We start from the raw sequence: 26,564 nt of genomic DNA, 5'->3' as shown, positions 1-26,564 counted from the left end.
TGTGTTTTCTATACGTGGGGGCAAGCAATTTGAATTCAAGAGCACCAATGCAGAAAGCCACTCAAGGAGTGGCTTTCAAATGGCAAAGCGAGCATTAGAGCTAAGACTTAATCGCCATACAGCTTTTGACGTTTTTCGCGACGCTCTTGGGCCTCTAGAGATAGATTGGCCGTAGGACGTGCAAGTAAACGTTGTAAACCAATGGGTTCGCCTGTTTCTTCGCACCAACCGTATTCGCCTGTTTCAATAAGCGTTAAGGACTGCTGTACCTTTTTCAGTAATTTACGCTCACGGTCACGTGTACGTAGTTCTAAGGCGTGCTCTTCCTCGATGGTAGCGCGGTCAGCAGGGTCAGGAACGAATTGGGTTTCACGCAAGTTTTCGGTAGTGGCACCGGCGTTTGCGAGAATTTCTTGCTCTAGCTCGCGTAAGCGATTTTCAAAAAATGCCAGTTGCTGACTATTCATATAGTCGGATTCGGGCATTGCTAAGAGTTCGTCCACTGTTAACAGTTGATCTGGGTTTGTACTGACATTGCTTGCCATGATAGTTCCCTTTTTATCATCGTGGAGCTAAAGCTCCTGCCTATGTTAAGCCTTGGAAGTTTAGGCTAAAAACAAAGATTAAACTAGACATTGCTCTAAACCTTGCATGAAGACGTCTTTTGGCAGGTTGTGGCCAATAAAGACGAGCTTGGTTTCAGGCTTCTCTTTGCCTAGCCACGGTTTGCCGGGTTCGGCTCCCATCATCATGTGTACGCCCTGAAAAAGCATACGACGGTTTGCCCCTTTCAGGTAAATAATACCTTTATAGCGTAATAAGTCAGGGCCGTATATTTGTACCACACCGCTTAGAAAGTCTTCTAGACGGTCTGGGTCAAAAGGTCGGCGTGACTTAAATACAAACGCACTGACACTGTCTTGGTGAGGCGCATGATTATGATGTGCATGATCGTGATCACACGTTGCGTCACAAGCGTGGTCGTGGTCATGATGACCATGATCATGAGGCGCATCATCTACCGCTAAGAAATCGGGGTCAATGTCTAAAACGGCATTCAGATTAAAGCCACTGATATCTAAAATTTCTTTTAAGTCGGTTTCACCAAAATGTACAGCAGTGATAGTAGCACGGGGATTAATACGAATGATGCGTTTACGTAAACGTTCGTATTCATCATCGCTGACTAAGTCTTTTTTAGAAATCAGAATTCGGTCAGCAAAGCCAATTTGCTTTTGAGACTCGTCTTGCTTGTCGAGGGTGTCCATGCCGTGCTTGGCATCGACCACCGTCACCACCGCATCAAGACGGTAGTATTCAGCAATATGATCATCCATAAAAAATGTCTGACACACCGGCCCTGGGTTTGCCATGCCTGTGGTTTCGATAATGACGCGTTCAAAGGTGAGCTCGCCGTTTTCACGTTTTATACGTAGATCATTAAGCGTACGCATCAAGTCGCCACGTACTGTACAACAGATACAACCATTGCTGAGCTCGATGATTTCTTCGTCTTGTTCTTGGACAAGAAGCTCGTTATCGATATTTTCAGGACCAAACTCATTTTCAATCACCGCAATACGACGCCCGTGGTATTCGGACAAAATGCGCTTGAGTAAAGTGGTTTTTCCTGCCCCTAAAAAGCCGGTTAAAACAGTGACAGGCACCATTTTTTCTAGAGCAATGGTCATAAGTGAAGCCTTTATGAGAAATTTAAGCGATTACAGCACAGCAAGGACTGAAGCGCAAATAACAAAAAATATGCTTAGACAGATGGGGGCGCTTTAGAGCAGTTCAAGCAAAGCGCGCGTAATTCTGTTTCGGGGCTAGATAAAGCGAAACCTGCCTGCACAATGCAATCAGTAATTTGTTGACTTAACCGTGGGGCACGTAGCTCGGCAACCGTACCGCACTGAGTACAAACCACTAGTAAATCGTGTGGCTCGCCTGCCACATCGACACACGCTGTCCACGCATTGATCGCATCTAAGCGGTGAATTAGCCCTTCTTCGGTCAGAAAGTCTAACGCACGGTACACCGTGGGGGGCGCCGCATTTGGCTGTTCTTGCTTGACTAAGTCAAGCAATTCATAGGCTTTAAGACCGCGTTGCGCTTTAATGAGTAGCTTGAGGACGTGTTTGCGGATGGGCGTAAAGCGCTTTTGTCGCTGTTTGCATAGTTGTTCTGCAATCGCTAATTGTTGCTCAATCGCTTGGGGGGTAAGGACATGAATAGGCATAAAGTCTGGATCAACACAATACAGTTATGTTATAACATATCAAAAAAAGAGATACCTAATTATTAACTGGAAAAACCATGCGTAAAACAGCGCGTTTATATACTGGCTCTGCTTTGCTGTATTCAGCAGGGCAACGAATGCTGGGGGCAGTTATTGTTATTGTGCTCATGTGGCTGCTTAGTGCATGGGCCTTAGGGTGGGTATGAGCACGGCGCTGATTGAATTAGAACACCTAAGCTTAGGCTGGCGTGACAAAGTCGCCGTCCGTGATATTAGTGGCCAGTTTCTTCAGGGTGGGTTGTATGCCTTGGTAGGACCAAATGGTGCAGGTAAGTCTACCTTGTTAAAAGGGCTAATGGGGGAAATTGCACCCTTACACGGACAGATTCATCTACATATTAATCATGCCACTGAGCTGGCTTTTTTGCCACAACAAGCAGACATTGACCGTAGCTTTCCAATTACTGTGTATGATCTGGTCGCTATGGGTGCCTGGTCACGCATAGGCTATTGGGGCCGAGTCAGTCAGGCGGAACGGCAACGCATTACCTATGCCCTAGAGCAAGTGGGCCTAGTTGGTTTTGCTAAGCGCAGCATAAATACATTATCGGGCGGCCAATTTCAACGGGCTCTTTTTGCACGGTTATTAATGCAAGACGCCAGTGTGATTTTACTGGATGAGCCATTTGCAGCAGTGGACACCGAAACCACTCAAGACTTATTGGCATTAATTTTACAGTGGCATCAGCAGGGTCGTACCATCATTGCCGTGTTACATGAGCTAGACATGGTGCGAGATCATTTTCCTACGAGCGTTTTACTTGGTGGTCAATTGGTGGCTTGGGGACCAAGCTCGACGGTTTTAACACCCGAAAATTTGCATATGGCGCGTCATTTATGCGCTGGAGATTATCTGTGATGCTCATCGAGTGGCTGATTCAACCGTTTTTAGACTTTGGTTTTATGCGTCGCGCCTTAGCGGGCTCGTTTGCCTTAGCCATGGCAGCCGGGCCGTTGGGTGTGTTTTTAATTCTGCGCCGCATGAGCCTGATGGGTGATGCCATGGCGCACGCTATTTTACCTGGTGTAGCAGTAGGGTTTTTAACGGCGGGTTTGTCTTTAGGAGCCATGGCACTGGGCGGCATGATCACCGGTTTAGTCGTCGCCCTTTTAGCGGGGGCAGTATCCCGTATTACTCCTTTACGCGAAGATGCTAGTTTTGCTGCTTTTTATCTGGTGTCGCTGGGGTTAGGGGTACTGTTGGTGTCGTTACGCGGCTCTAATATGGATTTATTACACGTCTTATTTGGCACCGTATTAGGTCTTGACGATGCCTCCCTGCTTTTAGTCACCAGCACATCCAGTGTGGCATTACTGGTATTAGCGGCTATTTACCGCCCATTAGTGATGGAATGCTTAGATCCGTTATTTTTACGTGCTCAAGGCAAGCGTTCTGGTTGGGTACACGCTGTGTTTCTGGTGCTGCTTGTTATGACCTTAGTAGCCGGCTTTCAGGTGTTAGGCACCCTCATGGTGGTAGGGATTATGATGCTGCCTGCTGCGTCCGCTCGGTTTTGGGTGCACTCAGCAAGCAGCCAAATGATATGTGCAGGACTACTAGGGGCGTTTACCTCGTATTTAGGTCTATTGTTGTCCTTTCATGTGGATGTGCCGGCATCACCCGCTATTATTTTAATGGCAGGTCTGGCGTATTTTATTTCTATATTTTTTGGTCGGCACGGTGGTATTTTGCAAGCCATAAAGCACTCGGCTTATCACCGCCAACGTATTGCTCAAGGGAGAAAAAATGAAACACCTTCTCATTAGAACGACCGCCATAAGCGTTTTAAGCTGGTTTGTTGGCAGCCCTTTGGCGCTTGCTGCGCCACTCAAGGTAGTCAGTAGTTTTTCTATCTTGGCCGATATGGTGCAGCAGGTAGGAGGCGATAAGGTGGATTCACTTAGTATCGTTGGGCCCGAAGGAGACGCGCATAGCTTTGAGCCACGCCCTAGCGATTCCAGAACGTTACAAGATGCCGATCTACTGTTTATCAATGGGGCCCAATTCGAAGAGTGGCTGCCGCGTTTGATTGAGGCGGCGGGTTATCAAGGCAAGGTCATAGAAACCATCGAGGGAGTCCCTTTGCGTGCCTACGCAGAGGAAGAGGAAGGGCATACCTACAGTCTAGAAACCAGTCATCATGACGACCATGAGCATCATGAGCATGATCATGGCGATTACGATCCGCATGCGTGGCAAAGTCTAGAACACGCTCAGCTTTATGTGAAAAACATCCGTAACGCATTGATTGAGGCAGACCCAGATCATAAAGCTTATTATCAGCAGCAAGCCGAGGCTTACCAAAAACAACTCAGCGCGTTGCAAACTGAAATGCAAGCGGCGTTCGACCAGCTGCCTAAGACAAGCCGTACCGTGGTGACGTCGCATGATGCCTTTGCCTATTTAGGCCAAGATTACGATATTGAGTTTCTATCCTTATTAGGTGCTTCGAACCAAGCTGAGCCGTCGGCAAAAGAGCTGGCTGGCCTGATTGATTTCATGCGAGATAACCAAGTTAAAGCGGTATTTGTGGAAAACATTTCTAACCCAAAATTACTGCAGCAAATTGCAAACGAAACTGGTGCGCAATTAGGGGCGCCCTTGTATTCAGACGCACTGGCTAAAGCCCCGCATCCTGCCGACCATTATCTAGGTCTCATGCGATGGAATGCAGAAGCCTTGTTAAAAGCGCTAAGTAGTTAATCGTCTTTTTTTGGGTTGTGGCGTGGGTGCGCTTTGAAGAATTCGGCTAGCTGCTCGGGGTTAAGTTGCTTTAGACTGGCAGTGGAATCAGAAATGGCATGCCCCATCAGTTGTTGCACCCCCGTCACGTCATTGGATGACTCCAGTAAATGGTTAGCAAAACTGTTGCGTAATCGGTGCGGAAAAACGCGCTGATTAAGGCCGGCTTGTTGGGCTCGAAGTTGTAATTGTTTTTGAATGACGCGCGGACTAATACGTTGCCCTCTGACCCCTAAAAATAACGAGAAATAATTCGCTGGGTCTTGCTCTGGCTGTTGGGCCAGTGCTGTGGGTAAGAGTTCATGACGGCGTTGGCGCCATCGCGTTAATGCCGTTAATGCGGGCCCGCCAATGGGCACATGACGTTGACGCTCTGAAGCGGCCGCAATCACCACTTCGTTTTCTTCCCAGTCTATCCATGCTTTAGAGGTATAGGCGGGCGACTCGCAGACTTCAACATCAAGCCAAATTAATTCGCTTAGACGTAACCCACTGGAATACAGCAACTCGAAAAGCGCTTGATCGCGTAGCTCGACAGCAGAACTGTCTTCGGTTGGGGAGGAGGCCTCAAGTAATTGTTGGGTCTGAGTGAGCGAAAGAATTTTAGGATCAGGATAATGACCCTTAGGTGCTTGGACGCCAAGGCACGGGTTATAGCCGCTTTGGTATTGTTCGCTAAACCAATTAAAGAAATTACGCCATGCGGAGAGCAGTCGTGCCAAGCTGCGTGGCTGCAAGCCCTGCGCCTGCAATTCGCCTAAAGCAAACTGCAAGTGATTGCGGGCGTAATGCTGGGGGCTGGGTAAGTCATAACACGCGATCAGGTGTTTTAGGTCGCGCTCGTAGGCAGCCAACGTGTCTGCTGCCGCGCCCGCCGCTTTCAGGTGCTGAAGCCACTGCAGCATGGCTTGGCGAGTATTAGGAGTGCGAGGGGTGGGAGTCATAAAACCGAGCCAAGGACGCCACAATGACTTGGGCCATAATTTCTAAAAAATCCGTCCCCATGCGTGCAGTAAAACGGTTGGCAATGTCTGACCCTAACGCCAATGCGCCGATAGACCGCGAAGCATTCGGTGCATACAGAGGGATAACTGCCATTGAAGCCCATGTGCCTTCGAACCACTGCGCCGCAGGATGTTGAGTGGTACCTGCATAGGGTTTGGTTTGATGGGTGATGAGGTCTTGGGTGGCAGTATCTGTGCTTTGAGTGGCATAGGGGTAGTCATCCCACCACAAGCGCAGCTGTACCTCTTGTAAGCCATAGCGCACTTGTAAGCGATCGCAGGCAAAACGAGCGAGGTGTTCGGCAGCACCTTGATAGGCTAATAGGTCGCCTGCCCACAGCCAGAGTGCTTGTTGAATCAGCTCATTTTCGCGAGCGATAGTTAAAAACTGTTGGCGCTCTTGCTTGAGTTGTTGATTATGCTGTTGAAGGTACAGGGTTTGGCGTTCTGGTAAAGACAAGACTTTAGCCGTACGTGGATGGGGCAGTTTAAGCGAGAGTAGCAGATACTCGTGCTCTAAAAAAAACGTGGGGTTGTGCTGTAAAAAAGCAGCCACATCGTCAGCTTGAATCGCAGTTTGGCTCATAAATCATCCCAAAATAAATTATGAGGTAAAAGAAGGCGGTATAGCGGGAGCTTCAGGAGGAATTTTATATCGGTTGTAGCTCCAAAGATACTGACTAGGAAAACGTTGAATCAAATGCTCCATGGCCTCGTTAATGGCATACACCGTATTTTCTACCGTTGGGTCGTCGGGAAGCGTTAAGCGTACATAGTGAATACGCCAGCCTTGGCCTTTAGGTAAGCGTTCGCCTGCGGTGAGCACAATGGGAACATTGGCTTGTAGGGCAAGCTTGGCCGCCAAGGTCATGGTATAGGCGGGTTTGCCAAAAAAAGGGGCCCAGATGCCGTCACCCGTACTAGGGACTTGGTCTGGGAGCATGCCGACGGCCTCGTTACGCCTTAAGGCTTTTAGAAATTCACGTATACCACGCACGGAAGCCGGCACAGCATGCAAACCGGGCATATTACGGGAAGCTTGCATAGCGGGCTCGATGAATTGCTGGCGTGGCGGTCTAAACATAACAGTGATGGGGCCATGTTTGATGAGGGCTCGCGCTGTAATTTCAAAACAGCCTAGATGCGGCGTTAAATATAAGATACCACGTTGCTCGGCTAAAGCTGCGGCAACGATGTGTTCGTCTTGGGTACTACAGCGCGCTAAACAGGTGGCGGGCTCTAGCCAGACTTTAGGTGTTTCCATAATCATGGCTCCGGTCTCTGCCGCTGCGCGTCGTGCAAAGCCAGCGCCAGAATAGCCCGCTTGGGCGGCATTTTTTTGGATACGTTGACGATAACGACCGGGTAGTAAATAAACCACGACCCCTAAGAAGCGGCCCAGTGCGTGAAGCCACCGTAGGGGTAACTTTGCCAACAATTTCAGGAAAAACAAAAACATAATTCGAGGGTAATACGTTGAATAAATAACAATATAGTATGAATCTTAGTTAAATTTGCTTAAAATGGTGGCATCGCTGAGTTAACCCGACAACTTGCGGAGCGATATCCTCGAAAGAGAGCTGTACATTCCCGCTAAAGCGTCGCGCCCTGATATGTCTTTTAGGCTTTCTCCCGTGGTGCAACGCCATTGTTTTAATTGAAACCTACAGGATAAATCACTGTGGCACATAACGATTTTCTATTTACTTCAGAATCTGTCTCCGAAGGTCACCCCGATAAAGTCGCTGACCAAATTTCCGATGCGGTGCTAGACGCTATTTTCGAGCAAGACCCCAATGCACGCGTTGCCGCTGAAACCCTGTGTAACACGGGCTTAGTGGTTATGGCAGGTGAAATTACCACCACAGCAAATGTGAATTACATTGATGTAGCGCGCGAGACCTTAAAGCGCATTGGCTATGATAACGCTGATTATGGTATTGATTATAAGAGCTGCGCCGTTTTAGTCGCCTACGATAAACAGTCACCCGATATTGCCCAAGGCGTAGACCGCAGCCCCGAAGAAATCATGAACCAAGGGGCAGGCGACCAAGGTCTCATGTTTGGCTTTGCGTGTGATGAAACCCCTGACCTTATGCCTGCACCCATTTGGTACTCTCACCGGTTGATGCAGCGACAAAGCGAACTGCGTAAAGATGGTCGCTTGCCTTGGTTACGCCCTGATGCCAAAGCTCAAGTTACCTTCCGTTACATTGATGGCCGCCCTGTTGAGGTCGACACCGTGGTGGTCTCCACTCAGCACGACCCCGATCTGTCTCAAGAAACCATTCGTGACGCCGTCATTGAAGACATTATTCGCCCTACTTTTGCCGAGGGCCTGCTAACGGATAACACGCGCTTTTTAGTGAACCCGACCGGTAAGTTTGTTATTGGTGGTCCAAATGGGGATTGTGGCTTAACCGGACGTAAAATTATCGTTGACACCTATGGTGGCGCATGCTCTCACGGTGGTGGGGCTTTCTCCGGTAAAGATCCCTCTAAGGTTGACCGCTCTGCTGCCTATGCGGCGCGTTATGTCGCCAAAAATATTGTGGCAGCTGGGCTAGCGCGTCAGTGCGAGGTGCAAGTCAGCTACGCGATAGGGGTGGCCGAGCCAATTAATATCACTGTTTATACCAATGGCACAGGCATTATTCCCGATGATCAAATCGCGTTATTAGTCCGCGAGCATTTCGACTTACGCCCACGTGGTATTGTGCAAATGCTTGATCTATTGCGTCCTATTTACACCAAAACCGCCGCTTATGGCCATTTTGGACGTAGCGAACCCGAATTTACTTGGGAAGCAACGGATAAAGCGGCTGCCCTAAAAGCAGCTATCTAAGGCGAAAGCCATAGACCCTGAAACCACGCTAATGGTATGATAGGCGTGGTTTCTCACCTGCTTGAGACAGGCGCACACGCGCCACAAATTTTGATGTAAGCCAATCTGAGGAGCGTTGCGACTTTGTCGATGCCTAGCATCCAAAGCCAGGCTCAGATTTGGAACGTTGCTCACGTTTTTACCTAGAACAACGACGCTCACCTACCTTCTGATCGACAGGGTTGGTGAGCTTTTTTTTGCTCCGACCCTTTTCTACGGATTTTCCGGAGCTTCTATGTCTACTTTTACCGATTACAAAATTGCCGACCTCAGCCTAGCGGATTGGGGGCGTCGAGAGATTGCGATTGCAGAAACCGAAATGCCTGGCTTAATGGCAACCCGCGAGGAATATGCAGCGGCTCAGCCTCTAAAAGGGGCGCGTATTGCAGGCAGTCTACATATGACTATCCAAACGGCTGTATTGATCGAGACGCTGGTGGCTTTGGGTGCCGAGGTGCGCTGGGCATCATGCAATATTTTTTCCACACAAGACCATGCAGCGGCTGCCATTGCGGCTAACCAAATTCCTGTGTTTGCCATAAAAGGGGAAAGCCTCGAAGACTATTGGGAATATTGCCATCAGATTTTCAATTGGCCAGGCGAACAAGCCAACATGATTTTGGACGACGGTGGTGATGCTACCGTGTTGCTGCACTTAGGTGCTAAGGCTGAAAAAGATTTGTCTGTACTTGATGCGCCATCAAGCGAAGAGGAAACCGTCCTGTTTGCAAGTATCCGCGCCAAGCTTCAAGAAGACGCCACATGGTATTCAACTCGCTTGGCTCAAATCCAAGGGGTGACCGAAGAAACCACCACCGGGGTGCAGCGCCTTTACCAAATGGCGAAAAAAGGCGAACTGGCTTTCCCTGCTATTAACGTGAACGACTCCGTCACCAAATCCAAGTTTGATAATTTATATGGGTGTCGCGAGTCCTTAGTCGATGGCATTAAGCGCGCCACCGATGTGATGGTAGCCGGAAAAATCGCGGTAGTATGTGGTTTTGGTGACGTGGGTAAGGGCTGCGCCCAAGCTCTACAAGCACTACGTGCCCAGGTTTGGGTAACAGAAATTGACCCGATTTGTGCTTTACAAGCCTCTATGGAAGGCTACCGTGTGGTCACCATGGAAGAAGCCGCTGACAAAGCGGATATTTTTGTAACCGCTACGGGCAACTACCATGTGATTACACGCGAACATATGGAGCGCATGAAAGACCAAGCCATTGTGTGTAATATTGGTCACTTTGATAATGAGATTGATGTGGCGGCCTTGTCTGACCTCGAGTGGGAGGAAATCAAGCCTCAGGTAGACCACGTGATTTTCCCAGATGGCAAGCGTATTATCCTGTTGGCTCAAGGTCGTTTAGTCAACTTGGGTTGTGCGACAGGGCACCCGTCTTTTGTGATGTCTGCATCATTTACTAACCAAACCATTGCACAAATTGAGCTTTTTACTCAGGGTGATCGCTATGAAAGTGGTAAAGTTTATGTGTTGCCCAAGCACTTAGACGAAAAAGTGGCTCGTTTACACTTGGCAAAGCTCGGTGTTAATCTTACTACGTTGTCGGAAGAGCAAGCCAAGTACATTAACGTACCGCTTGAGGGACCGTTTAAGGTCGATCATTACCGTTACTAAAAATAAGTCAGGCACCACTGGGGTGCCTGTTTCATAAGGAGCGTAATCATGACATTACTACTCGTCTGGATTCTAAACGCAGTAGCGTTGCTTATCGTGGCCTATATTTTGCCCGGTATTCAGGTTGCAAGTTTTACCTCAGCCTTAGGCGCTGCGGTGGTGCTGGGCTTACTGAACATGCTGGTCAAGCCTGTACTGCAAATCCTCACGTTACCCCTGACCGTGGTCACTCTGGGTTTATTTTTGCTAGTGATTAACGCTCTGGTATTTTGGTTGGCAGGGTCTATTTTGAAAGGCTTCCAAGTGACTGGATTTTGGTGGGCCTTTATCGGAGCCATTGTGTACAGTATTGTCACTAGCTTGCTTTCGAACCTTATCCCAAACTAAATCCATTAGGTATTGCCCTAGGCTACCACCTAACACTGCAATACGTACCTGTGTTGAGGTGGACACCTAAAGAGGGGCTGGCTTAGGCCAGCCCTTATCTGTTAGTACTGCGTCTAAAGGCACATCGTGTGCCGCGGCCACATAGTCCATTTGACTTAGGTCGCCTACTGCCCAACTTAGGCCAATGGTCGTAAAAGTCTGTTGGCGTGCTGTTAAGTCTGCTAAAGTGCGGTCATAATAGCCTTTACCATAGCCTAACCGATCGCCTTGGCGCGTAAAACCCAAGGTGGGCACAAGAATGATTTCTGGGTCAGGTGCTAGTTCTGGCGTATCGGGCTCAAGCACACCAAAAGCCGCTTTTTTCATAGCTTGCCCAGGGTGCCATGGCTTAAATACTAACGGCGAATCGGGGCTAACCACACAGGGTAGGCTAACGTGAATGGCTTCCTCTTCTGCCCATTGCACAAGCAAAGGCCCTAAATCAGGTTCATGAGCCAATGCCCAGTACGCTGCAATATGCAAGGGCTGTTGCGGTTCAGGGCGGTGTTGTCGGTATTGGTTAAGCCAAGTAAATAAACGGCCTCGCATTAGCAGTGCACCGCGGCGTGTGTCTCTGGATTCTTGGGCAGCGCGTAGATGTAATAATTGTTGGCGTAGGTCATGATAGTTTGTCATAGTGAGTCATTTATAAAGGGCTAGTCCATGTTCTTACAGCTAAGGTATCAGAAAAATAGCCTTCTAGGCAGTAGCGTGCCACGGAATCGTTGGTTGATGCACGTCGGTCTTATCAGCAGTGTGTTTTTAGTTGGGTGCGCTGGTGCAGCCAAAGCGCCTGAGGTCGAAGCGCATCAAGCACCTAAACAAATGGCTGCGCTCGCTCCTACCTATGCGGCACCCCCTCCGGCGGTGCGTTGGAATCAACTGCCTTCTGTACCAGCAACTGCGCGCCAAGCCGTTATCGATGCTCGCGCTGCATTACAAGCTAAAAACTGGCGCCGTTTGGTAGAGCTTGTACAGCCCGCCAAAGCCGATCCTGTATTAGGGGCTTATCCCGCCTATTGGCATTTACGCCAACAAATTCATGACTCCACTCGACCGATTCCTTCTGACCAACTTTGGCAGTTTTTACGTGAGTACGACGACGAGTACTTAGCGCAACGCCTAAAAGGGGACTGGGCGATTGCGGCAGTACGAGCCGGTGATTTTCAGCTCATCAATCAATTGCAGCCCCAAGACCTTGGTAATTCACAAGTGCGTTGTGCGGTGGCCTATGGTAGGCATATGACTCAGCAGTCTTTAGATATCCAACGGGTTTTGTCTCAGTTTGTGCCGGGTTCGACTTGCTGGAGCCTGTTGGATCAGCTTTGGGAAGCCAAAGCAGTGGGCTTTACCGATGTGCGAGATTTAATGCGCGCCGCCTTAGAGCAAGGTAAAACCAGCGAAGCAAGACGCTATGCAGCTATTATTTTTGATGGCAAACAAATGCAAGACTACACAGCTCTAATGGAAGCACCGCGTCGTTGGCTAGACCAACAAGGGCAGGTCCAAGGGCAGGCTCATACCGAATTAGTTTCTTTAGCCTTATCACGTCTAGCAAGACAAAGCGATCGTGCGGCTCAAGCCCAGTATATCGAACAAAAATGGGCGGCTCAGTTACCTCAGGCAAATAAAGATTGGGTATGGGGGCAGTTTGGCTTAATACCGGCTTTGCGTGTGGAAAATGATGCAGCACGTTGGTATCGCTTATCAGGCACTACTCCCAAAACAGACTATAACCATGCATGGGAAGTGCGAGCCGAGTTGCGCCAGTACCCCATCGACTGGAAGCAAGTTGAACGCGCTATTGCGAAGATGTCTGAGCCTCAGGCCTCCGAGCCAGTGTGGGTGTATTGGAAAGCGCGTGCCTTAGCTGCTCAAGGCCACCAAGCCCAAGCGCAAGCCGCCTATGAGTCCATTAGTAGTGATTTAAGTTTTTATGGTCAGTTGGCCAACGAAGAGCTAGGGCGTGCTATTCCATTGCCACCACAGCCTACACCGATTAGTGTGGCTGAAAAACGCGATGTGGCAACACGACCTGCTTTTTTACGCTCTTTAGAGCTATTTAAACTGGGTTGGCGTCCCGAGGCCACGACAGAGTGGGCCTTTGCTTTGCGTGGCATGAACGATAGGCAGTTACGTGCTGCGGCCGAGTTAGCCCGTGATAACCATGTGTATGATCGTGTAGTGAACACGTCTTTATTAACCAAACAAGAGGTGGATTTCAGTCAGCGTTTTGTAGCGCCCTTTGAGGGCGGGGTCACAGAAAAAGCCCGCTTGATCGGTTTAGATCCAGCATGGGTATATGGGCTCATTCGTCAAGAATCCCGATTCATGATGGATGCGCGTTCGGGTGTAGGGGCATCGGGCTTGATGCAGCTTATGCCCGCTACTGCAAAATGGACGGCCAATAAAATAGGAATGACTCATTTCACGCCTTCGATGGTCAATGAGTTCGAGACCAATACTATCTTGGGTACTAATTACCTAAACATGGTGCTGGGGCAACTAGGTGGTTCCGAGGTCTTGGCCTCTGCTGGTTATAACGCCGGGCCCAAACGGCCTATTAATTGGCGCTCACGTCTACAAGGGCCGGTCGAGGGTGCCATTTTTGCAGAAACCATTCCCTTTACCGAAACGCGTCTGTATGTGAAAAACGTGCTGTCCAATGCCACCTATTACTCCATGATGTTCAGCGGCCAACCCCAGTCACTCAAACAGCGTTTAGGTACAATTAGTCCTCAGTCTAGTCGTACGACGGAGTTGCCTTAATGCCAATTAGTCCAACGCAACAGCAGGCCTTAAACCAACTGGTTGCTCAGCCTGATCTTTTGCTAGATGGCTTGCAGTGCTATGTGGTGGGGGGGGCTGTGCGCGACACGTTGCTCGGTCTGCCGGTCGGAGACCGCGATTGGGTCGTGGTCGGCGCGAGCCCCGAGCACTTAGCCCAACGTGGCTTTATTCCGGTAGGCGGAGACTTCCCCGTCTTTCTGCACCCGCAAACTAAAGAAGAGTTTGCCTTAGCCCGCACAGAGCGTAAATCGGGGCGTGGCTACCAAGGGTTTACTTTTTATACGGGGCCTGATGTGACATTGGCTGATGATTTGTCACGCCGCGACTTGACGATTAACGCTTTAGCCATTGACACCCAGGGGCAGTTTTATGATCCATTGGGTGGCTATGCCGATTTAGAGCAGAAAACCTTACGCCATATCGGCACAGCCTTTGTCGAGGACCCGGTTCGGCTCTTGCGTTTAGCGCGTTTTGCAGCACGCTTTAGTTCATTTCGGATCGCAGCCGAGACAGAGCAATTGGCGCTGCAGTTAGTGCAAAACGGCGAGGTCGATGCGCTCGTGCCAGAGCGCGTCTGGCAAGAGCTACACAAAGGCTTGCAAACCCATGACCCTTTACGCATGGTTCAGGTATTAGCGCAATGCGGCGCCTTAGAGCGTGTTTTGCCTGGGCTGCGGCTTAGCCCAACGTTGGACACCGCAATGGCGTGTGCTATCAGGCACGACCTGTCTACGCTACAGCGGTTTGCGATTTTATGCTCGCAAAGCCCACACCCCGAGTCGATAGCACAGCATATTAAGGCCCCTACGGCTTATAAAGAGGCTGCGCGACTATTGCCTTTGCTGTTAGATGCTGCGCAAGCGCAACCAACGCCTAATCAGGTGGCGCAGGCCCTGCAACGCCTAGATAGTTTAAGAAAACCAGAGCGTTATAGGCAGTTAGTGCAAGCGGCTGAGTGCGTGGCCCAAGCCAACTGGCCTTTGTGGCAACAGGCTGCTTGTGTGTTTGCCAACGTTGATGCCGCTGCTATTGCACAACAGCATCAGGCGCAGCCGCAGGCCATACCTGCAGCTATTTTAAAGGCAAGAATAGCAGCCTTGGCGGCTATTTTTTAAGCTGAGCAAAGGCCACAATACAGCTAACTACCACTGCGCCCCCTACTATTTGCATTGGGCTAAGAGCCTGCCCCAAAATTAACCAGCCCAAGGTTAATGAGGCCACGGGCTCGATATTCATGGCTGAGGCATTTTGTGCCAAGTTAAGGCGGGGTGCCAGCATAAACAGCATAATAAATGCACAGGCGTACAGGCCGCTAAGCAACAAAAGAGTGGCGAGGCCTACCCCTGTTTCGGGCAGGCTAAGACCGCCAGGGATGATGTCCACACTGCCAGCACTTAGCGTGAGGCACAAGACGGTTAGCATGGTGTAAAAGCTGCGTGCGCTGCCTTGAACCCGAGAAAGCTTATTTTCTGTCACCCAAAGCCCTAACGCAAACGAGAAAGCGGCAAATAAAGCAAAACCAATGCCTATAAGCCACAAGTCGATGTTGCTTTGGTCGCTTTGTGCTAAAGCAGGAATATCAAGCGCTAGGATCAGTCCAATTAAAATTAACCCCATGATACTGGCACGGGCTTTAGTGGGTGGTTTACCCCCTAGTAGCCAAGAAATAAGTGCTAATTGCACGGGGAAGGTATTGACGGTGAGCAGCGCAATGCCTACTGGAATGCGTGATACCGCAGAGTAAATACTAATGCTTTGAATAGCAATGAGCAGGCCAAGTAGTAATTGCCAAGGCACCAAGCGCCATCTGAGTTTAATGCTTTGCTTATAGACGACAGCAAGTAAAGATAACAGCCCCAGTGTAACGATCGAACGAAACACCACGGCGGTAAGTAGGCCTGTACCGTTATCAAAGCTAATACGAGCAGCAATATGGGCACTGGCAAAACAGGTGCCTACACTCAGTAAAATAAACAGCGCCACACGGCGGGAAAAAGGTTGGGCTGGGGTCATACGTTTTTATCGTATCTTTATAAAAAATCGCGTCTATCACGCATCATAAAACCCAGAAGCGGGGTGGGTAGGTCTTTGCCCAAGGCTAATACCTTAAAGAGCTCTCCCATTTCGGCTTCAGAGAGTAAGGTTTGGACTGCATGAACCTGTTGCGACCAACGCTGCAAATGAGAGTTATTGTTTAGGTCTAGCGCATGGTGTATGGCTTCTAGGTCTTGCGTTAGGCCACAATTCATTAAAAAGTGAGCTTGAGACGTATAACCCCCTACCTCTAATTGCGCTGCCAAAGCGGCATCCGCTATAGCGGTAAAATCCACATGGGCGGTGATGTCTTGCAGACCGGGCAAGATTAAGGACTCATCATGCGCAAAATGACGGAAGTGGCACATGAGCGTGCCCGTAGTGCGTTGGGCATGGTAGTACTCATGCTGTGCAAAGCCGTAGTCAATTAATAGCGCACCACCTACCTGCAGCCAGTCGCCCATGGCTCGAATCCAGCTTTCGGCCTGTAGGTTGATTTCAGAGCGGTAACCGGCAATACGCGGCAACCGTTCTTCAGCGATTCGTGCTAACTCGCCTTTGGCTAAACGAGCGGTCAATCTAAAAGGGCTAGGTGCTGTCGCTGCGGCCTCGTGATTAACACTGACACCTAATTCCAAAATGCTTAAGTCCGCGCTGCGCTGCACTAAATGCACAGGCATGGCATCCAATACCTCGTTGGCAAGCACTGCGCCACTAAACGCTGTGGGCAACTCATTTACCCACTGCACTCGTTGGCCCCAGCTAGCAAGGCGCTCTTGCTGACGTGCGCGTAACGAAGGCGATAGCTCCAAAATAATGTAGGGTGTGGTGGCATGACCCATTTGATCTAGCGTTGTAAGAACGGATGCCGCCAACGCACCTGAACCCGCCCCAAACTCGAACACCTTTGGTTCAGGGCAGTGCTGAAGAATTTGAGCCACCTGTTTGGCTAGGCATTGTCCAAACAAAGGACTTAGCTCTGGGGCAGTGGTGAAATCGCCCGCATAGTGGAACTTGGTGCTTCCCCCCGTGTAATAACCCATCTGAGGTGCGTACAGCGCGGCTTGCATCCATTGATCGTAAGGCAGGAAGTTGTCGTGGTCTGCAATGAGTGCGGCTAAGGCTTGATGGTGGCGATCCAGCAGCGGAAGCAGTTCGGGTTCAAGTTTAGGCAAGCCGTGGGGATACAGGGGGGCAGGGAAACAGATCATGGTTTATTTTTTTTATTTTGAGAAAGAGATTTTAAAGCGCGTAACATACCAATAAAAAAGCTGATCAGCACTGCGCTGATCAAGGCTGCAATAAAATTGCCGAACACCACCCACAAGGGCAAGCACAATAAAACGGCAAGAAGTAATGGTTTAGATAATAAAGCGTTCATACGTAACCCGTAGAGGTGAATCTATAGTACTCATACTGTGATGGACTGCGAGGATTTCGTGCATAGGTGTCCACGTCTTGGCGTATTGCTGGAACCCTAAGCAGAGAGAAGCCTATCACTTAAAGGCTGTAAAAATCATACCAAGGCAAGATGTAAGCAGCGTAGGAGGGCCTAATAAAATCTGCTAGGATTACAATTAGCTTACAGAGACTAAGACCGTGCAGTGAAAACTGGGAATTACAGCAAAATAAGTACAATCTCGTGCTTTTTATTCGCGTAAAGTGCCGTAGCCGTCTATCATAATCATCTTTATTATGCTTTTTTGCTAGAGATAATCAAAATGCCACAATATCGTTCACGTACTTCTACACATGGTCGCAATATGGCCGGCGCGCGCGCTCTTTGGCGTGCAACGGGCATGAAAGACGGTGATTTTAACAAGCCTATTATTGCTGTGGTTAACTCGTTTACACAGTTTGTTCCAGGCCACGTCCACCTCAAAGACATGGGGCAATTGGTAGCACGTCAGATCGAGGCAGCAGGGGGCGTGGCTAAAGAGTTCAACACCATTGCCGTCGATGATGGTATTGCCATGGGGCACGATGGTATGTTGTATTCCCTGCCTTCACGCGAGCTTATTGCTGACTCGGTAGAGTACATGGTGAACGCACATTGTGCTGACGCAATGGTGTGTATTTCTAACTGCGACAAAATTACCCCTGGCATGCTGATGGCCGCTTTGCGCATTAATATTCCAGTGGTCTTTGTTTCGGGTGGTCCGATGGAGGCCGGCAAGGTCGTAGCCAAAGACGGAAAAACAGTGGTGCGCAAATTAGACCTCGTAGATGCCATGATTCAAGCGGCCGACAGCTCTGTCAGTGATGAAGAAGTCGCTGAAATTGAACGCAGTGCTTGTCCTACGTGTGGGTCTTGCTCGGGTATGTTTACCGCTAACTCCATGAATTGCTTAACCGAAGCCTTAGGCTTGGCTTTGCCAGGTAATGGTAGTTTAGTGGCGACCCATGCGCGTCGTCGCGGCTTATTTGAAAATGCCGGTACATTAATTGTTGAGCTCTGTAAGCGCTACTACGAGGAAAATGACGAAAGCGTTTTACCGCGTCAGATTGCTAGCTTTGGTGCTTTTGAAAATGCTATGGCACTGGACGTCGCCATGGGTGGCTCCACCAACACCGTTTTGCACTTACTGGCTGCGGCCCAAGAGGCAGGCGTCGATTTCACTATGGCCGATATTGACCGCATTTCGCGTCACGTACCCTGTCTGTGCAAGGTAGCCCCCGCAACCGAACTCTATCATATGGAAGACGTACACCGTGCGGGCGGTATTATGGGTATCTTAGGCGAGCTCGGCCGTGCTGGTCTGTTAAACCTCGATGTGGGCAATATTCACAGCGGTACATTGGGTGAAGCCATCAAGCGTTGGGACATCAAAGGGGCCAACGCTAAAGCCGTAGATACTTTCTTCCGCTCTGCTCCAGGTGGTGTGCCGACTCAAGTCGCATTTAGTCAAGACCGGTATTACGAAGAGGTCGATGCTGACCGTGAAAATGGGTGTATACGTAGCAAAGAGCACGCGTATTCCCAAGACGGTGGTCTTGCTGTGATGTACGGCAATTTGGCTGAAAAAGGGTGTATTGTCAAAACGGCTGGGGTTGATGACAGTATTTTGCAGTTCACCGGCACAGCCCGTGTATTTGAAAGCCAAGAGTCCGCTGTGGATGGCATCTTAAATGGTGTGGTGGTGGCAGGCGACGTGGTGGTAATTCGCTACGAAGGGCCTAAAGGCGGGCCAGGTATGCAAGAAATGCTGTATCCCACTTCCTATTTGAAATCGATGGGGTTGGGCAAAAGCGCCGCGTTGCTAACAGATGGGCGTTTCTCTGGTGGCTCATCGGGTCTAGTGATTGGTCATGCCTCGCCCGAGGCCGCAGAGGGCGGGGTCATCGGATTGATCGAAGACGGTGATACGATTGAGATTGATATTCCTAACCGTCGCATTCATTTGGCTGTCAGCGATGACGAGCTACAAACGCGTCGAGCCGCCATGGAGGCGCGCGGCGACCAAGCGTGGCAGCCCGTCGAAGCACGGCCCCGAGTCGTGTCTCAAGCCTTGCGTGCCTATGCGGCGCTAGCTACCTCTGCCGACCGTGGTGCGGTGCGCGATATTAGCCAAATCGTGCGTAAATAACGAATCTAAAGAGTAAATGGCCATGTTAAATCCCGATCAAAAGCAGTTGCAACAACGTATTATTACCGAGTTAGGGGTCAAGGCTCGTATCGACCCAGCGCACGAGTTAGAGCAACGTATCAAGTTCATTAAAAACTACCTGCGCCACAGCAAAGCTCGCAGCTTAGTCATTGGTATTAGCGGTGGTATTGATTCGCTGGTGGTCGGATACATGGCCCAGTTAGCCGTTGAACAACTGCGTCAAGAAGGCGTAGACGCTACCTTTATTGCTCTACGCTTGCCCTACGCTGAACAACGTGATGCGGCCGATGCGGATGCAGCGATTCGTCATATTCAGCCGGATCGCTGTCTAGAACTAAACATTCAACCGGCTACCGATGCAGTAATGGAAACTTTACTGCAGGCAAAGCAGGGCTTTCGTTCTGAATCCCATCAAGATTTTATTAAAGGCAACGTAAAGGCGCGCCAACGCATGATTTATTGTTATGCCGTTGCCGGGGCTGAGTCGGGTTTGGTTTTAGGTAGCGACCAGGCCGCCGAGGTATTAATGGGTTTTTTCACCAAATATGGCGACGGGGCGGCTGATCTTATGCCTCTGGCAGGGCTGACAAAATCACAAGTACGCGAGCTTGCCGCCCAGTGTGGTGTGCCCGATGCGTTGACACATAAAGTCCCTACTGCAGATCTTGAGTCGCTTACGCCTTTGCAACCCGACGAAGACGCCTTTGGAGGGGTGACATATCATGACATTGATGCGTTTTTAACCGGTCAGCCAGTTTCTGTAGACGCCTTTGAAAGTATTATAGAGCACTACACGCGCAGTGCTCACAAGCGGCTTTTACCTGCTTCACCCCTGACTTTCTCTTTTTAGGCCGTTTTGCTATGCAGCCTGTTTTACCCCCTTTTTTGATTGCTCGTTGGCTTTTATTACTGTTATTGGTAGCAGGCTTATATTTTCTGAAAGGCTTTATTGTCCCGGTGCTAGGGGCGCTGATTATCGGTTTAGCGAGCTGGCCTGCTTATAAACGCCTACTGGCGTATTTAAATGGGCGCACTATTGTTGCAGCAACTGCTGCGCTGCTCATTGTGATCGGTGTGATCATTTTACCGTTGTCTTTTGCCTTGACCTTTGTCATCAAAGAAGCCAGCTCTTTTGTGATTTGGGCCTTAGCTGCAAACCGATACGGTATGCCTGTACCCGACTGGATTCCCCAGTTGCCAGTGGTCGGTGAACGGCTAAGCGAATACTGGCAGTTATATGTAGGCGAGCCGCATGCGCTAGGCGCCTTAGTGGAAATAGTCAGTGGTGAGCATTTAGGCAATATTTATCGTATGGTCCTAAGCGCGACTGGCAACGTGTTTCATTTACTGCTGACCTTGTTGTTTTTGTTGATCACGTTATTTTTTATTTATAAAGACGGCGATCGTTTATTAGGTCAATTAGATATCGTGGGCGAACGCATCTTGCCTGAACGGTGGCAACGTTTTTCACGGGTAGTACCCGCCACGGTTAACTCCACGGTGACAGGTATGACGCTTATCGCGGTGGGCGAGGGGGTTGTGCTGGGCATCGCTTATTGGATTGCGGGCGTTCCTTCTCCGGCGTTACTGGGGGCGGTTACTGGCTTTATGGCATTAATCCCCGGTGGGGCGCCATTATCTTTTACCTTGGTCTCATTGTATTTGGTCGGCTCAGGGCAAGCCGTCGCTGGTTTAGCTTTGTTCTTATGGGGGGCCATAGAGCTCTTTATCGTAGATAAAACCTTGCGGCCACGCTTAGTAGGCGGGCCAGTTAAGCTCCCATTTTTACCTACTTTTTTTGGCTTAGTCGGAGGGGTACAAACCATGGGAATTGTGGGGTTATTTTTAGGACCGGTGTTAATGGCCTTGTTGGTTGCCATTTGGCGCGAATGGGTCTACACCGGACGCCAACATCGTCTTGCAAATGATTCTCAATCGTAATTAAGTTACACTTAACTTTTTTCATCATTTAGGAATACGAGCATGGTCAATGACAGTGCGACCCGATACGGGCTTATTTCACGATTTTTCCACTGGCTAATGGCCTTGGGCTTTGTCTGGATGCTAGTAAGTGCAAGTGCGCGCTTTATAGACAAAGAGGCGGCGTTTACTAAAGCGGTGTTTGCCTATCATGGTCAGGTTGGGTTTACTATTTTATGGTTAGCCGTGCTGCGTGTTATTTGGGCGATCATTCAACGACCCAATCGGCCAAAGAACCCCTTTGCAGTCAAGTTGGGTCATGCTTGTATGTACGTATTAATGGTTGCCGTACCTGCCATTGCCGTAATTCGCATGATAGGCATGGGACGTGGTTTTACCTATTGGGGCCTGTGGCCTATCTTGGAAAAAACTGGGGTAGAAACCGCATGGATGAAAGAGTTAGGCAATACCTTTCATGGCAATCTAGGGTGGTTATTGTTTGCATTAATTATCGGCCATATCTTTTTTGCCTTTAAACACAGTCATAGTCCAACTGATCAAAAAGTTTTGCCTCGTATGCTAGGTAAAACCTTATAACAGCAAAAAGCCTTTAACCGTGTTAAAGGCTTTTCTGTTTTACTGGGTGAATGCCTTAGGCATCGTGGGGTTTTCTGTGTTTATGTTTGCCTCCTTTTTTGTGTTTGTCCTCTAAGACATGAATGCTGGCATCAGTGGGGTGGATCCGAAGCTGAACCGGTTTTTGGTCTTTATCGAGGGCACGTGCCACATAGCCATGATGACGCGAGCTACGAATGCTGCGAATGTCGGTATAGCCGGCTTTTTCCAAGGCCTCGTAAGCGGCTTTAAGGGTGATCCACTCAGAGCGGTCAGGCAATGCAGGACGTGTTGCAGTGGCTGGGGCATCAGCCGTTGCACTGGCCGCGACCAAGACGGAGTCGAGGGGGAAAACGGGTTGGGCATGAACGCTACCTAGAAAAAGCATGGCGCTAGTGGCGAAAGCACATAGGGGTAGCATGAGCTTGGGTTTCAACATAGTGGATTCCTATAAGGTAAAACATGAACATGACACCATTGTGCTTGACCCACTATGAACCCAAAATGAAGTGGTTATTCATTATTCGTTCATTTCTTTTGATTTATTGTATAGGTTTATTTGTACGGCAAAGGCTATGCGACAACTGCTTGCATCCTGTTTAATGGTTGGGTTTCTAGCGATGGGCACAATCGCCCACGCTGGGCCCCCCTTATCCTATGATCAAATCCGTACCGCTCGCGAAAAAGGGGAAATTCGCTCGCTACGGTGGGTGATGCATCAAATTCAGCCTTATTATCCCGGGCGCTTGCTCGATGCCGAGCTCAGCCGTAAAAATGGTCGTTATGTGTACCGTATTAAATTGTTGCAGCCTGGGGGCTATGTTAGTCGGTTAATGGTCGATGCGTATACGGCCGAGATCCTTAAAGCGCGTTCTCGTCCCTTAGAAAAAAGGAAACACTAATGCGTGTATTAGTGGTCGAAGACGACCAGCAATTACAAAACCAAGTCGCTGAAGCGCTTCAAACGCAGGGCTATGTCATAGATACCGCCGCAGATGGCGAGCACGCCCACTATATGGCGGCAGTGGAAAACTACGATTTAGTGATTCTCGATTTAGGCTTACCGCAGTTAGATGGGCTGACACTATTAAAGCGCTGGCGCAGCGAAGGCTTAACCTTTCCCGTCCTAATTTTAACCGCGCGCGATAGCTGGCATGATAAAGTCAGTGGCATGGACGCCGGGGCCGATGACTACGTCACTAAACCTTTTCACACCCAAGAGCTGCTAGCACGCACCCGGGCGTTGTTACGTCGGGCTGCCGGGCATGCCTCTGCCACACTGGTATGTGGTGACTTAGTGCTCGACACCCGCCAATCTCAGTTTTTTTATCAGCACCAAGCCTTACACTTAACCAGCCACGAGTTTCGTGTATTGGCCTACCTAATGCATCACAGTGATCAAGTCCTTTCTCGCAATCAGCTGATAGAGCACATTTATGCCCAAGACCAAGAACGAGACTCAAACACCATTGATGTGTTTATAGGGCGTCTACGTAAAAAAATTCCAGCGGCCTATATTCAAACGGTACGAGGCTTAGGCTACAAGCTGACCCACCCCCATGAGTAACACCAAACGGTTCCCTTTTTCGTTATCACAGCGCTTATTGGCAGGGGCTTTGTTATGGGTGTTGTGCAGTTTGATTGCAACAGGGTTGTTATTAACTCAGCTCTTTAAGCAGCATATCGAGGAGCAGCTGTATAAAGAGCTCACGGTGCACATGCTGCAATTGATTTCCCAAATGGAACAAGAGGCCACTGCGCCTTTAGCGGTACAGACTCACCTTAGCGACCCACGGTTTGAACAACCCCTAAGCGGCTTGTATTGGCAAATACAAAGTGTAGAGGCCAAGGTCCCAACCTTATATTCCCGCTCTTTATGGGATGAGCGGCTGAGCTTACCCAGACCCGAGGCTGCCACCGAACTGCGCACGCATTATCAAGACCCTTTGCTAGGGTCGCTTTATGTGGTGGGACGGCAGGTGGCGTTATTAGATACCGAGCACGAGCCACAGTATGATGTGTGGGTGGCTGCTCAAAGCGAGGTCTTACTCGAGCCTTTACGACGTTTTAGTCGTATGTTGGTACTGTCTTTGCTGTTACTAGGTAGTGTATTAATTGTGGGGGTGTGGTGGCAGCTTCGCTTAGGTCTTAAACCGCTGCATCAGCTGCGTGTGCAATTAGGCCGCGTTCACGAGGGCGTCGATGAAAAAATCGCCGGTCACTACCCCAAAGAAATCCAACCGCTGGTGTCCGAATTTAATCGGGTTCTAGATAGCAATGCAGAAGTGATTCAACGTGCGCGCACACAGGCAGGTAATTTAGCGCATGCCATTAAAACGCCTTTAACGGTTTTGGCTAACGCCGCCAAAAAAGAACACAGTCCATTAGCGCATTTAGTTCACGATCAAGTCATCACCGCCCAGCAACAGGTTGACTATCATCTTTCGCGTGCCCGTGTTGCCGCGGCAGTAAAAACAGTAGGGCGGCGAACACGCGTGGTGCCAGCGGTAAACACTTTGATCCAAGTGCTGACTCATGCTTATACCGAGCAAACGCTAACGGTAAAGACCGATTGGCCGGATCCGGATCTGTATTTTAAAGGTGAGGCCCAAGACCTGCACGAGCTACTGGGCAATGTATTAGACAATGCATTTAAATGGGCTCGTTCTGAGGTTCATGTGCAGGGCCAACGGCACCCGACGGCTTCAGGGCGGACTGAATTGCAAATTTGGGTTGATGATGATGGCCCCGGCCTAAGCCATGACCAATGTGTGGCGGTTTTTAAGCGCGGTGTGCGCGCCGATGAGATAGCGCCAGGCTCTGGCTTAGGTTTGGCGATAGTGGCCGATTTAGTGCAGTTGTACGAAGGGCACGTCTATGCCACACGCTCCCCATTGGGCGGGTTGCGTGTGGTGCTACATTTGCCTTAGGACAGGGCTTGTTGGCGTAAAACAAAACGTTGCAGCTTACCGGTTTCAGTGCGGGGTAACTGCTCGACAAACTCAATGGCCCTAGGGTATTTATAAGGGGCCGCATTGTGTTTTACAAAATCTTGAAGCTCTTTGATGAGCGCTTCAGATGGCATAAAACCATCGCGCACGATAATAAAGGCTTTTAAGATTTGCCCACGTAGCTCGTCAGGTACACCGACTACGCCACATTCGGCCACAGCGGGGTGTTTTAACAAGCAGTCTTCTACCTCTGGCCCTGCAATGTTGTAGCCCGAAGAAATAATCATGTCGTCGTTGCGGGCTTGGTAATACAAATACCCGTCGGCATCCATCACAAAGGTATCGCCGGGTAAATTCCAGCCGCCCTGCACAAACTCGAGTTGGCGTTCGTCGTCTAAATAGCGACAGCCACTGGGCCCACGTACCGCTAGACGTCCTACTGTGCCGTGCGCTACCGGTTTCAGGTCTTCGTCTACGACTTGTGCTTGAAAACCAGGCACCACTTTACCGATGGCACCGGCACGCACGTCTTCTGGACGACTCGACACATAAACGTGGATCATTTCTGTGCCACCAATACCGTCAATCATTTCAATGCCCGAGGCTTTTTTCCAGAGCTCTCGGGTTGCTTGAGGTAAGGCTTCGCCAGCCGAGACGGTCTTTTTTAAAGTGCGTAGTGAAAACTGGTCTACTAAGGCAGCCATTTGCCTATAAAAGGTCGGCGCAGTAAACGTCATGGTAATACCAAAACGATCAATATACTCTAAGAGGCGCTTGGGTGTGAGTGACTCGGCCAACACAGAGCTGGCTCCGACCCGAAGGGGAAAACACAACAAACCACCTAAACCAAAGGTAAATGCCAATGGGGGGGTGCCACAGACTTTATCGCTTGGTTCAAGCTGTAGAATATGTTTGGCAAAGGTATCACACATAATTAATACATCACGGTGAAAGTGCACGCAGCCTTTGGGCTTGCCAGTCGTGCCGCTAGTAAAGGCAATCAGACAGACATCATCGGCTGCACTATCACATGGCGTAAAGGTTGTTGGCTTGGTACGGGCTAGGGCATCAAGACTAGTGGGTTCAGTCGAATTAAAAAGCAAGGTGGATTGCAAAAAGGGGCTATGGTGTTCGTGGTCTGGGTTCAGGCAATGCTGCAGCTCTGCACCTAGTTGTGCATCGCACACCGCCGCTTGAATTTCGGCTTTATCAATAATGGTTTTGAGCTCGACGGAACGTAATAGAGGCATAGTAGGTACCGTAACTAGCCCCACTTTTAATGCCGCCAACCAGCTTGCCGCCATCATGAGGTTATTAGGACCGCGCAACAAAAGGCGGTTGCCGCTGACTAAACCCATGTCTTCTACAAATACATGCGCAATTTGATTGCTGAGTTGCTCGAGCTGGGTATAGGTAATGTGTTTTTCTTCGTCATTTTCTAACCACTGCAAGGCAATATGATCGCCCATTCCGCGTGCAATTTGGCGTCCAAGTAACTCGCTAGCTGCGTTGAGGCGAGGCGGGTAAGCCACGTCTTCATTTTGATCTAAGAGTAATACAGGCCACTGCTCTTGGGGTGGCAGATGATTGCGAGCAAAAGGGTCGAGGTAGCCAGTTGCTTCCATGGATTGTCTCCTGTTATTAGTTTACTTCT

The 26,564-nt window shown here is 49.6% G+C and carries 28 protein-coding genes and 1 riboswitch; of the genes, 16 read left to right on the top strand and 12 right to left on the bottom strand.

Going from position 1 to position 26,564, the window contains the following annotated elements; translation table 11 throughout:
- Positions 1 to 107: 107 nt before the first annotated feature.
- The 3 genes from dksA to GGR41_RS05715 form a co-directional block, all read right to left on the bottom strand.
- Complete coding sequence (dksA, locus tag GGR41_RS05725) at positions 108 to 545, bottom strand: RNA polymerase-binding protein DksA (protein WP_077734451.1); 438 nt, start codon at positions 543 to 545, stop codon at positions 108 to 110.
- Positions 546 to 623: 78 nt separating this feature from the next.
- Positions 624 to 1,691, bottom strand: a complete 1,068-nt coding sequence (locus GGR41_RS05720; protein ID WP_229711043.1) for a CobW family GTP-binding protein — start codon at positions 1,689 to 1,691, stop codon at positions 624 to 626.
- Positions 1,692 to 1,765: 74 nt separating this feature from the next.
- The gene (locus GGR41_RS05715; RefSeq protein WP_167661024.1) at positions 1,766 to 2,239 is read right to left on the bottom strand and encodes a Fur family transcriptional regulator; all 474 of its coding nucleotides are present in this window, start codon (positions 2,237 to 2,239) and stop codon (positions 1,766 to 1,768) included.
- A gap of 77 nt (positions 2,240 to 2,316) precedes the next feature.
- Here GGR41_RS05715 and GGR41_RS13170 point away from each other — a divergent pair, with 77 nt between their 5' ends.
- Genes GGR41_RS13170 through GGR41_RS05700 form a run of 4 tightly spaced genes read left to right on the top strand, consistent with a single transcriptional unit; the run spans position 2,317 to position 5,003 of the window.
- Positions 2,317 to 2,445, top strand: a complete 129-nt coding sequence (locus tag GGR41_RS13170) for a hypothetical protein (protein ID WP_268235101.1) — start codon at positions 2,317 to 2,319, stop codon at positions 2,443 to 2,445.
- Positions 2,436 to 3,158 (top strand): metal ABC transporter ATP-binding protein, encoded by a 723-nt coding sequence (locus tag GGR41_RS05710; RefSeq protein ID WP_373868041.1) that lies wholly within the window; start codon positions 2,436 to 2,438, stop codon positions 3,156 to 3,158. The genes GGR41_RS13170 and GGR41_RS05710 overlap by 10 nt, the downstream gene beginning before the upstream one ends.
- Complete coding sequence (locus GGR41_RS05705; RefSeq protein WP_209279755.1) at positions 3,137 to 4,066, top strand: metal ABC transporter permease; 930 nt, start codon at positions 3,137 to 3,139, stop codon at positions 4,064 to 4,066. The genes GGR41_RS05710 and GGR41_RS05705 overlap by 22 nt, the downstream gene beginning before the upstream one ends.
- Entirely contained in the window at positions 4,047 to 5,003 is a 957-nt protein-coding gene (locus GGR41_RS05700) for a metal ABC transporter solute-binding protein, Zn/Mn family (protein ID WP_167661022.1), read from the top strand. Before GGR41_RS05705 ends, GGR41_RS05700 begins: the two co-directional genes overlap by 20 nt.
- Here the strand turns inward: GGR41_RS05700 and GGR41_RS05695 are convergent.
- The 3 genes from GGR41_RS05695 to GGR41_RS05685 are packed head-to-tail and all read right to left on the bottom strand — an operon-like array spanning position 5,000 to position 7,508.
- Positions 5,000 to 5,986 (bottom strand): site-specific integrase, encoded by a 987-nt coding sequence (locus GGR41_RS05695; RefSeq protein ID WP_167661021.1) that lies wholly within the window; start codon positions 5,984 to 5,986, stop codon positions 5,000 to 5,002. The two genes, GGR41_RS05700 and GGR41_RS05695, sit on opposite strands and share 4 nt — an antisense overlap.
- Positions 5,961 to 6,632 (bottom strand): DUF484 family protein, encoded by a 672-nt coding sequence (locus tag GGR41_RS05690; RefSeq protein ID WP_167661020.1) that lies wholly within the window; start codon positions 6,630 to 6,632, stop codon positions 5,961 to 5,963. The genes GGR41_RS05695 and GGR41_RS05690 overlap by 26 nt, the downstream gene beginning before the upstream one ends.
- An 18-nt stretch (positions 6,633 to 6,650) precedes the next feature.
- Positions 6,651 to 7,508 (bottom strand): lysophospholipid acyltransferase family protein, encoded by an 858-nt coding sequence (locus tag GGR41_RS05685; RefSeq protein WP_268235104.1) that lies wholly within the window; start codon positions 7,506 to 7,508, stop codon positions 6,651 to 6,653.
- 219 nt (positions 7,509 to 7,727) lie between these two features.
- Between GGR41_RS05685 and metK the strand changes: the two genes are divergently transcribed.
- The 3 genes from metK (at position 7,728) to GGR41_RS05670 (ending at position 10,953) form a co-directional block, all read left to right on the top strand.
- Positions 7,728 to 8,891, top strand: coding sequence for a methionine adenosyltransferase (gene metK / locus GGR41_RS05680; protein WP_077734459.1), 1,164 nt, complete (start codon positions 7,728 to 7,730; stop codon positions 8,889 to 8,891).
- Between the two features lie 101 nt (positions 8,892 to 8,992).
- Positions 8,993 to 9,097: riboswitch (S-adenosyl-L-homocysteine riboswitch) on the top strand.
- Between the two features lie 68 nt (positions 9,098 to 9,165).
- Complete coding sequence (gene ahcY, locus GGR41_RS05675; protein WP_167661018.1) at positions 9,166 to 10,566, top strand: adenosylhomocysteinase; 1,401 nt, start codon at positions 9,166 to 9,168, stop codon at positions 10,564 to 10,566.
- Between the two features lie 48 nt (positions 10,567 to 10,614).
- Positions 10,615 to 10,953, top strand: a complete 339-nt coding sequence (locus tag GGR41_RS05670; protein WP_077734461.1) for a phage holin family protein — start codon at positions 10,615 to 10,617, stop codon at positions 10,951 to 10,953.
- A 66-nt stretch (positions 10,954 to 11,019) separates the two neighbouring features.
- Here the strand turns inward: GGR41_RS05670 and GGR41_RS05665 are convergent, their stop codons facing one another.
- Positions 11,020 to 11,628: a 5-formyltetrahydrofolate cyclo-ligase gene (locus tag GGR41_RS05665; RefSeq protein ID WP_167661017.1), complete on the bottom strand. Its 609-nt coding sequence runs from the start codon at positions 11,626 to 11,628 to the stop codon at positions 11,020 to 11,022.
- Between the two features lie 27 nt (positions 11,629 to 11,655).
- Here GGR41_RS05665 and GGR41_RS05660 point away from each other — a divergent pair, with 27 nt between their 5' ends.
- Together GGR41_RS05660 and GGR41_RS05655 are read left to right on the top strand one after the other, a co-directional pair.
- The gene (locus tag GGR41_RS05660) at positions 11,656 to 13,761 is read left to right on the top strand and encodes a lytic transglycosylase domain-containing protein (protein ID WP_167661016.1); all 2,106 of its coding nucleotides are present in this window, start codon (positions 11,656 to 11,658) and stop codon (positions 13,759 to 13,761) included.
- On the top strand, positions 13,761 to 14,897 hold the full coding sequence (locus GGR41_RS05655) for a tRNA nucleotidyltransferase/poly(A) polymerase-related protein (protein ID WP_276509336.1): 1,137 nt from the start codon (positions 13,761 to 13,763) through the stop codon (positions 14,895 to 14,897). The genes GGR41_RS05660 and GGR41_RS05655 overlap by 1 nt, the downstream gene beginning before the upstream one ends.
- On the opposite strand, the gene GGR41_RS05650 is transcribed toward GGR41_RS05655, so the two are convergent.
- Genes GGR41_RS05650 through GGR41_RS05640 form a run of 3 tightly spaced genes read right to left on the bottom strand, consistent with a single transcriptional unit; the run spans position 14,887 to position 17,197 of the window.
- A complete protein-coding gene (locus GGR41_RS05650) occupies positions 14,887 to 15,795 on the bottom strand; it encodes a DMT family transporter (protein WP_167661015.1) in 909 nt (302 codons plus the stop codon). The genes GGR41_RS05655 and GGR41_RS05650 overlap by 11 nt on opposite strands.
- 17 nt (positions 15,796 to 15,812) lie before the next feature.
- The gene (locus tag GGR41_RS05645; RefSeq protein ID WP_167661014.1) at positions 15,813 to 17,027 is read right to left on the bottom strand and encodes a class I SAM-dependent methyltransferase; all 1,215 of its coding nucleotides are present in this window, start codon (positions 17,025 to 17,027) and stop codon (positions 15,813 to 15,815) included.
- Positions 17,024 to 17,197, bottom strand: a complete 174-nt coding sequence (locus GGR41_RS05640) for a hypothetical protein (RefSeq protein ID WP_167661013.1) — start codon at positions 17,195 to 17,197, stop codon at positions 17,024 to 17,026. Before GGR41_RS05640 ends, GGR41_RS05645 begins: the two co-directional genes overlap by 4 nt.
- Before the next feature lie 340 nt (positions 17,198 to 17,537).
- Between GGR41_RS05640 and ilvD the strand changes: the two genes are divergently transcribed.
- The 4 genes from ilvD to GGR41_RS05620 are packed head-to-tail and all read left to right on the top strand — an operon-like array spanning position 17,538 to position 21,941.
- A complete protein-coding gene (ilvD, locus tag GGR41_RS05635) occupies positions 17,538 to 19,403 on the top strand; it encodes a dihydroxy-acid dehydratase (protein WP_077734464.1) in 1,866 nt (621 codons plus the stop codon).
- Between the two features lie 22 nt (positions 19,404 to 19,425).
- Positions 19,426 to 20,274 (top strand): ammonia-dependent NAD(+) synthetase, encoded by an 849-nt coding sequence (gene nadE / locus GGR41_RS05630; RefSeq protein ID WP_167661012.1) that lies wholly within the window; start codon positions 19,426 to 19,428, stop codon positions 20,272 to 20,274.
- A gap of 11 nt (positions 20,275 to 20,285) precedes the next feature.
- Entirely contained in the window at positions 20,286 to 21,365 is a 1,080-nt protein-coding gene (locus GGR41_RS05625; RefSeq protein ID WP_167661011.1) for an AI-2E family transporter, read from the top strand.
- A gap of 42 nt (positions 21,366 to 21,407) precedes the next feature.
- Entirely contained in the window at positions 21,408 to 21,941 is a 534-nt protein-coding gene (locus GGR41_RS05620) for a cytochrome b (RefSeq protein ID WP_167661010.1), read from the top strand.
- 55 nt (positions 21,942 to 21,996) lie between these two features.
- Here GGR41_RS05620 and GGR41_RS05615 read toward each other — a convergent pair whose 3' ends face one another.
- Positions 21,997 to 22,398: a PepSY domain-containing protein gene (locus tag GGR41_RS05615; protein ID WP_167661009.1), complete on the bottom strand. Its 402-nt coding sequence runs from the start codon at positions 22,396 to 22,398 to the stop codon at positions 21,997 to 21,999.
- A 136-nt stretch (positions 22,399 to 22,534) separates the two neighbouring features.
- Here GGR41_RS05615 and GGR41_RS05610 point away from each other — a divergent pair, with 136 nt between their 5' ends.
- Genes GGR41_RS05610 through GGR41_RS05600 form a run of 3 tightly spaced genes read left to right on the top strand, consistent with a single transcriptional unit; the run spans position 22,535 to position 24,889 of the window.
- A complete protein-coding gene (locus GGR41_RS05610) occupies positions 22,535 to 22,861 on the top strand; it encodes a PepSY domain-containing protein (RefSeq protein ID WP_167661008.1) in 327 nt (108 codons plus the stop codon).
- On the top strand, positions 22,861 to 23,526 hold the full coding sequence (locus GGR41_RS05605) for a response regulator transcription factor (RefSeq protein ID WP_077734468.1): 666 nt from the start codon (positions 22,861 to 22,863) through the stop codon (positions 23,524 to 23,526). Before GGR41_RS05610 ends, GGR41_RS05605 begins: the two co-directional genes overlap by 1 nt.
- A complete protein-coding gene (locus GGR41_RS05600) occupies positions 23,519 to 24,889 on the top strand; it encodes an ATP-binding protein (protein WP_167661007.1) in 1,371 nt (456 codons plus the stop codon). The genes GGR41_RS05605 and GGR41_RS05600 overlap by 8 nt, the downstream gene beginning before the upstream one ends.
- Here GGR41_RS05600 and GGR41_RS05595 read toward each other — a convergent pair.
- Entirely contained in the window at positions 24,886 to 26,535 is a 1,650-nt protein-coding gene (locus tag GGR41_RS05595; protein WP_167661006.1) for an AMP-binding protein, read from the bottom strand. The two genes, GGR41_RS05600 and GGR41_RS05595, sit on opposite strands and share 4 nt — an antisense overlap.
- Positions 26,536 to 26,564 lie beyond the last annotated feature (29 nt).

The organism is Paenalcaligenes hominis (assembly GCF_011927625.1).
Lineage (GTDB): Bacteria > Pseudomonadota > Gammaproteobacteria > Burkholderiales > Burkholderiaceae_B > Paenalcaligenes > Paenalcaligenes hominis.
The sequence above is the reverse complement of the archived record's forward strand: the minus strand, read 5'-3'. Positions and strand labels throughout refer to the sequence as shown.

Excerpts from the sequence above, each read along its gene's own strand:
- dksA (WP_077734451.1), bottom strand. The coding sequence starts at position 545 with ATGGCAAGCAATGTCAGTACAAACCCAGATCAACTGTTAACAGTGGAC.
- GGR41_RS05720 (WP_229711043.1), bottom strand. The coding sequence starts at position 1,691 with ATGACCATTGCTCTAGAAAAAATGGTGCCTGTCACTGTTTTAACCGGC.
- GGR41_RS05715 (WP_167661024.1), bottom strand. The coding sequence starts at position 2,239 with ATGCCTATTCATGTCCTTACCCCCCAAGCGATTGAGCAACAATTAGCG.
- GGR41_RS13170 (WP_268235101.1), top strand. The coding sequence starts at position 2,317 with ATGCGTAAAACAGCGCGTTTATATACTGGCTCTGCTTTGCTGTATTCA.
- GGR41_RS05705 (WP_209279755.1), top strand. The coding sequence starts at position 3,137 with ATGCGCTGGAGATTATCTGTGATGCTCATCGAGTGGCTGATTCAACCG.
- GGR41_RS05700 (WP_167661022.1), top strand. The coding sequence starts at position 4,047 with ATGAAACACCTTCTCATTAGAACGACCGCCATAAGCGTTTTAAGCTGG.
- GGR41_RS05695 (WP_167661021.1), bottom strand. The coding sequence starts at position 5,986 with ATGACTCCCACCCCTCGCACTCCTAATACTCGCCAAGCCATGCTGCAG.
- GGR41_RS05690 (WP_167661020.1), bottom strand. The coding sequence starts at position 6,632 with ATGAGCCAAACTGCGATTCAAGCTGACGATGTGGCTGCTTTTTTACAG.
- ahcY (WP_167661018.1), top strand. The coding sequence starts at position 9,166 with ATGTCTACTTTTACCGATTACAAAATTGCCGACCTCAGCCTAGCGGAT.
- GGR41_RS05670 (WP_077734461.1), top strand. The coding sequence starts at position 10,615 with ATGACATTACTACTCGTCTGGATTCTAAACGCAGTAGCGTTGCTTATC.
- GGR41_RS05665 (WP_167661017.1), bottom strand. The coding sequence starts at position 11,628 with ATGACAAACTATCATGACCTACGCCAACAATTATTACATCTACGCGCT.
- GGR41_RS05660 (WP_167661016.1), top strand. The coding sequence starts at position 11,656 with ATGTTCTTACAGCTAAGGTATCAGAAAAATAGCCTTCTAGGCAGTAGC.
- GGR41_RS05655 (WP_276509336.1), top strand. The coding sequence starts at position 13,761 with ATGCCAATTAGTCCAACGCAACAGCAGGCCTTAAACCAACTGGTTGCT.
- GGR41_RS05650 (WP_167661015.1), bottom strand. The coding sequence starts at position 15,795 with ATGACCCCAGCCCAACCTTTTTCCCGCCGTGTGGCGCTGTTTATTTTA.
- GGR41_RS05645 (WP_167661014.1), bottom strand. The coding sequence starts at position 17,027 with ATGATCTGTTTCCCTGCCCCCCTGTATCCCCACGGCTTGCCTAAACTT.
- GGR41_RS05640 (WP_167661013.1), bottom strand. The coding sequence starts at position 17,197 with ATGAACGCTTTATTATCTAAACCATTACTTCTTGCCGTTTTATTGTGC.
- ilvD (WP_077734464.1), top strand. The coding sequence starts at position 17,538 with ATGCCACAATATCGTTCACGTACTTCTACACATGGTCGCAATATGGCC.
- nadE (WP_167661012.1), top strand. The coding sequence starts at position 19,426 with ATGTTAAATCCCGATCAAAAGCAGTTGCAACAACGTATTATTACCGAG.
- GGR41_RS05625 (WP_167661011.1), top strand. The coding sequence starts at position 20,286 with ATGCAGCCTGTTTTACCCCCTTTTTTGATTGCTCGTTGGCTTTTATTA.
- GGR41_RS05620 (WP_167661010.1), top strand. The coding sequence starts at position 21,408 with ATGGTCAATGACAGTGCGACCCGATACGGGCTTATTTCACGATTTTTC.
- GGR41_RS05615 (WP_167661009.1), bottom strand. The coding sequence starts at position 22,398 with ATGTTGAAACCCAAGCTCATGCTACCCCTATGTGCTTTCGCCACTAGC.
- GGR41_RS05610 (WP_167661008.1), top strand. The coding sequence starts at position 22,535 with ATGCGACAACTGCTTGCATCCTGTTTAATGGTTGGGTTTCTAGCGATG.
- GGR41_RS05605 (WP_077734468.1), top strand. The coding sequence starts at position 22,861 with ATGCGTGTATTAGTGGTCGAAGACGACCAGCAATTACAAAACCAAGTC.
- GGR41_RS05600 (WP_167661007.1), top strand. The coding sequence starts at position 23,519 with ATGAGTAACACCAAACGGTTCCCTTTTTCGTTATCACAGCGCTTATTG.
- GGR41_RS05595 (WP_167661006.1), bottom strand. The coding sequence starts at position 26,535 with ATGGAAGCAACTGGCTACCTCGACCCTTTTGCTCGCAATCATCTGCCA.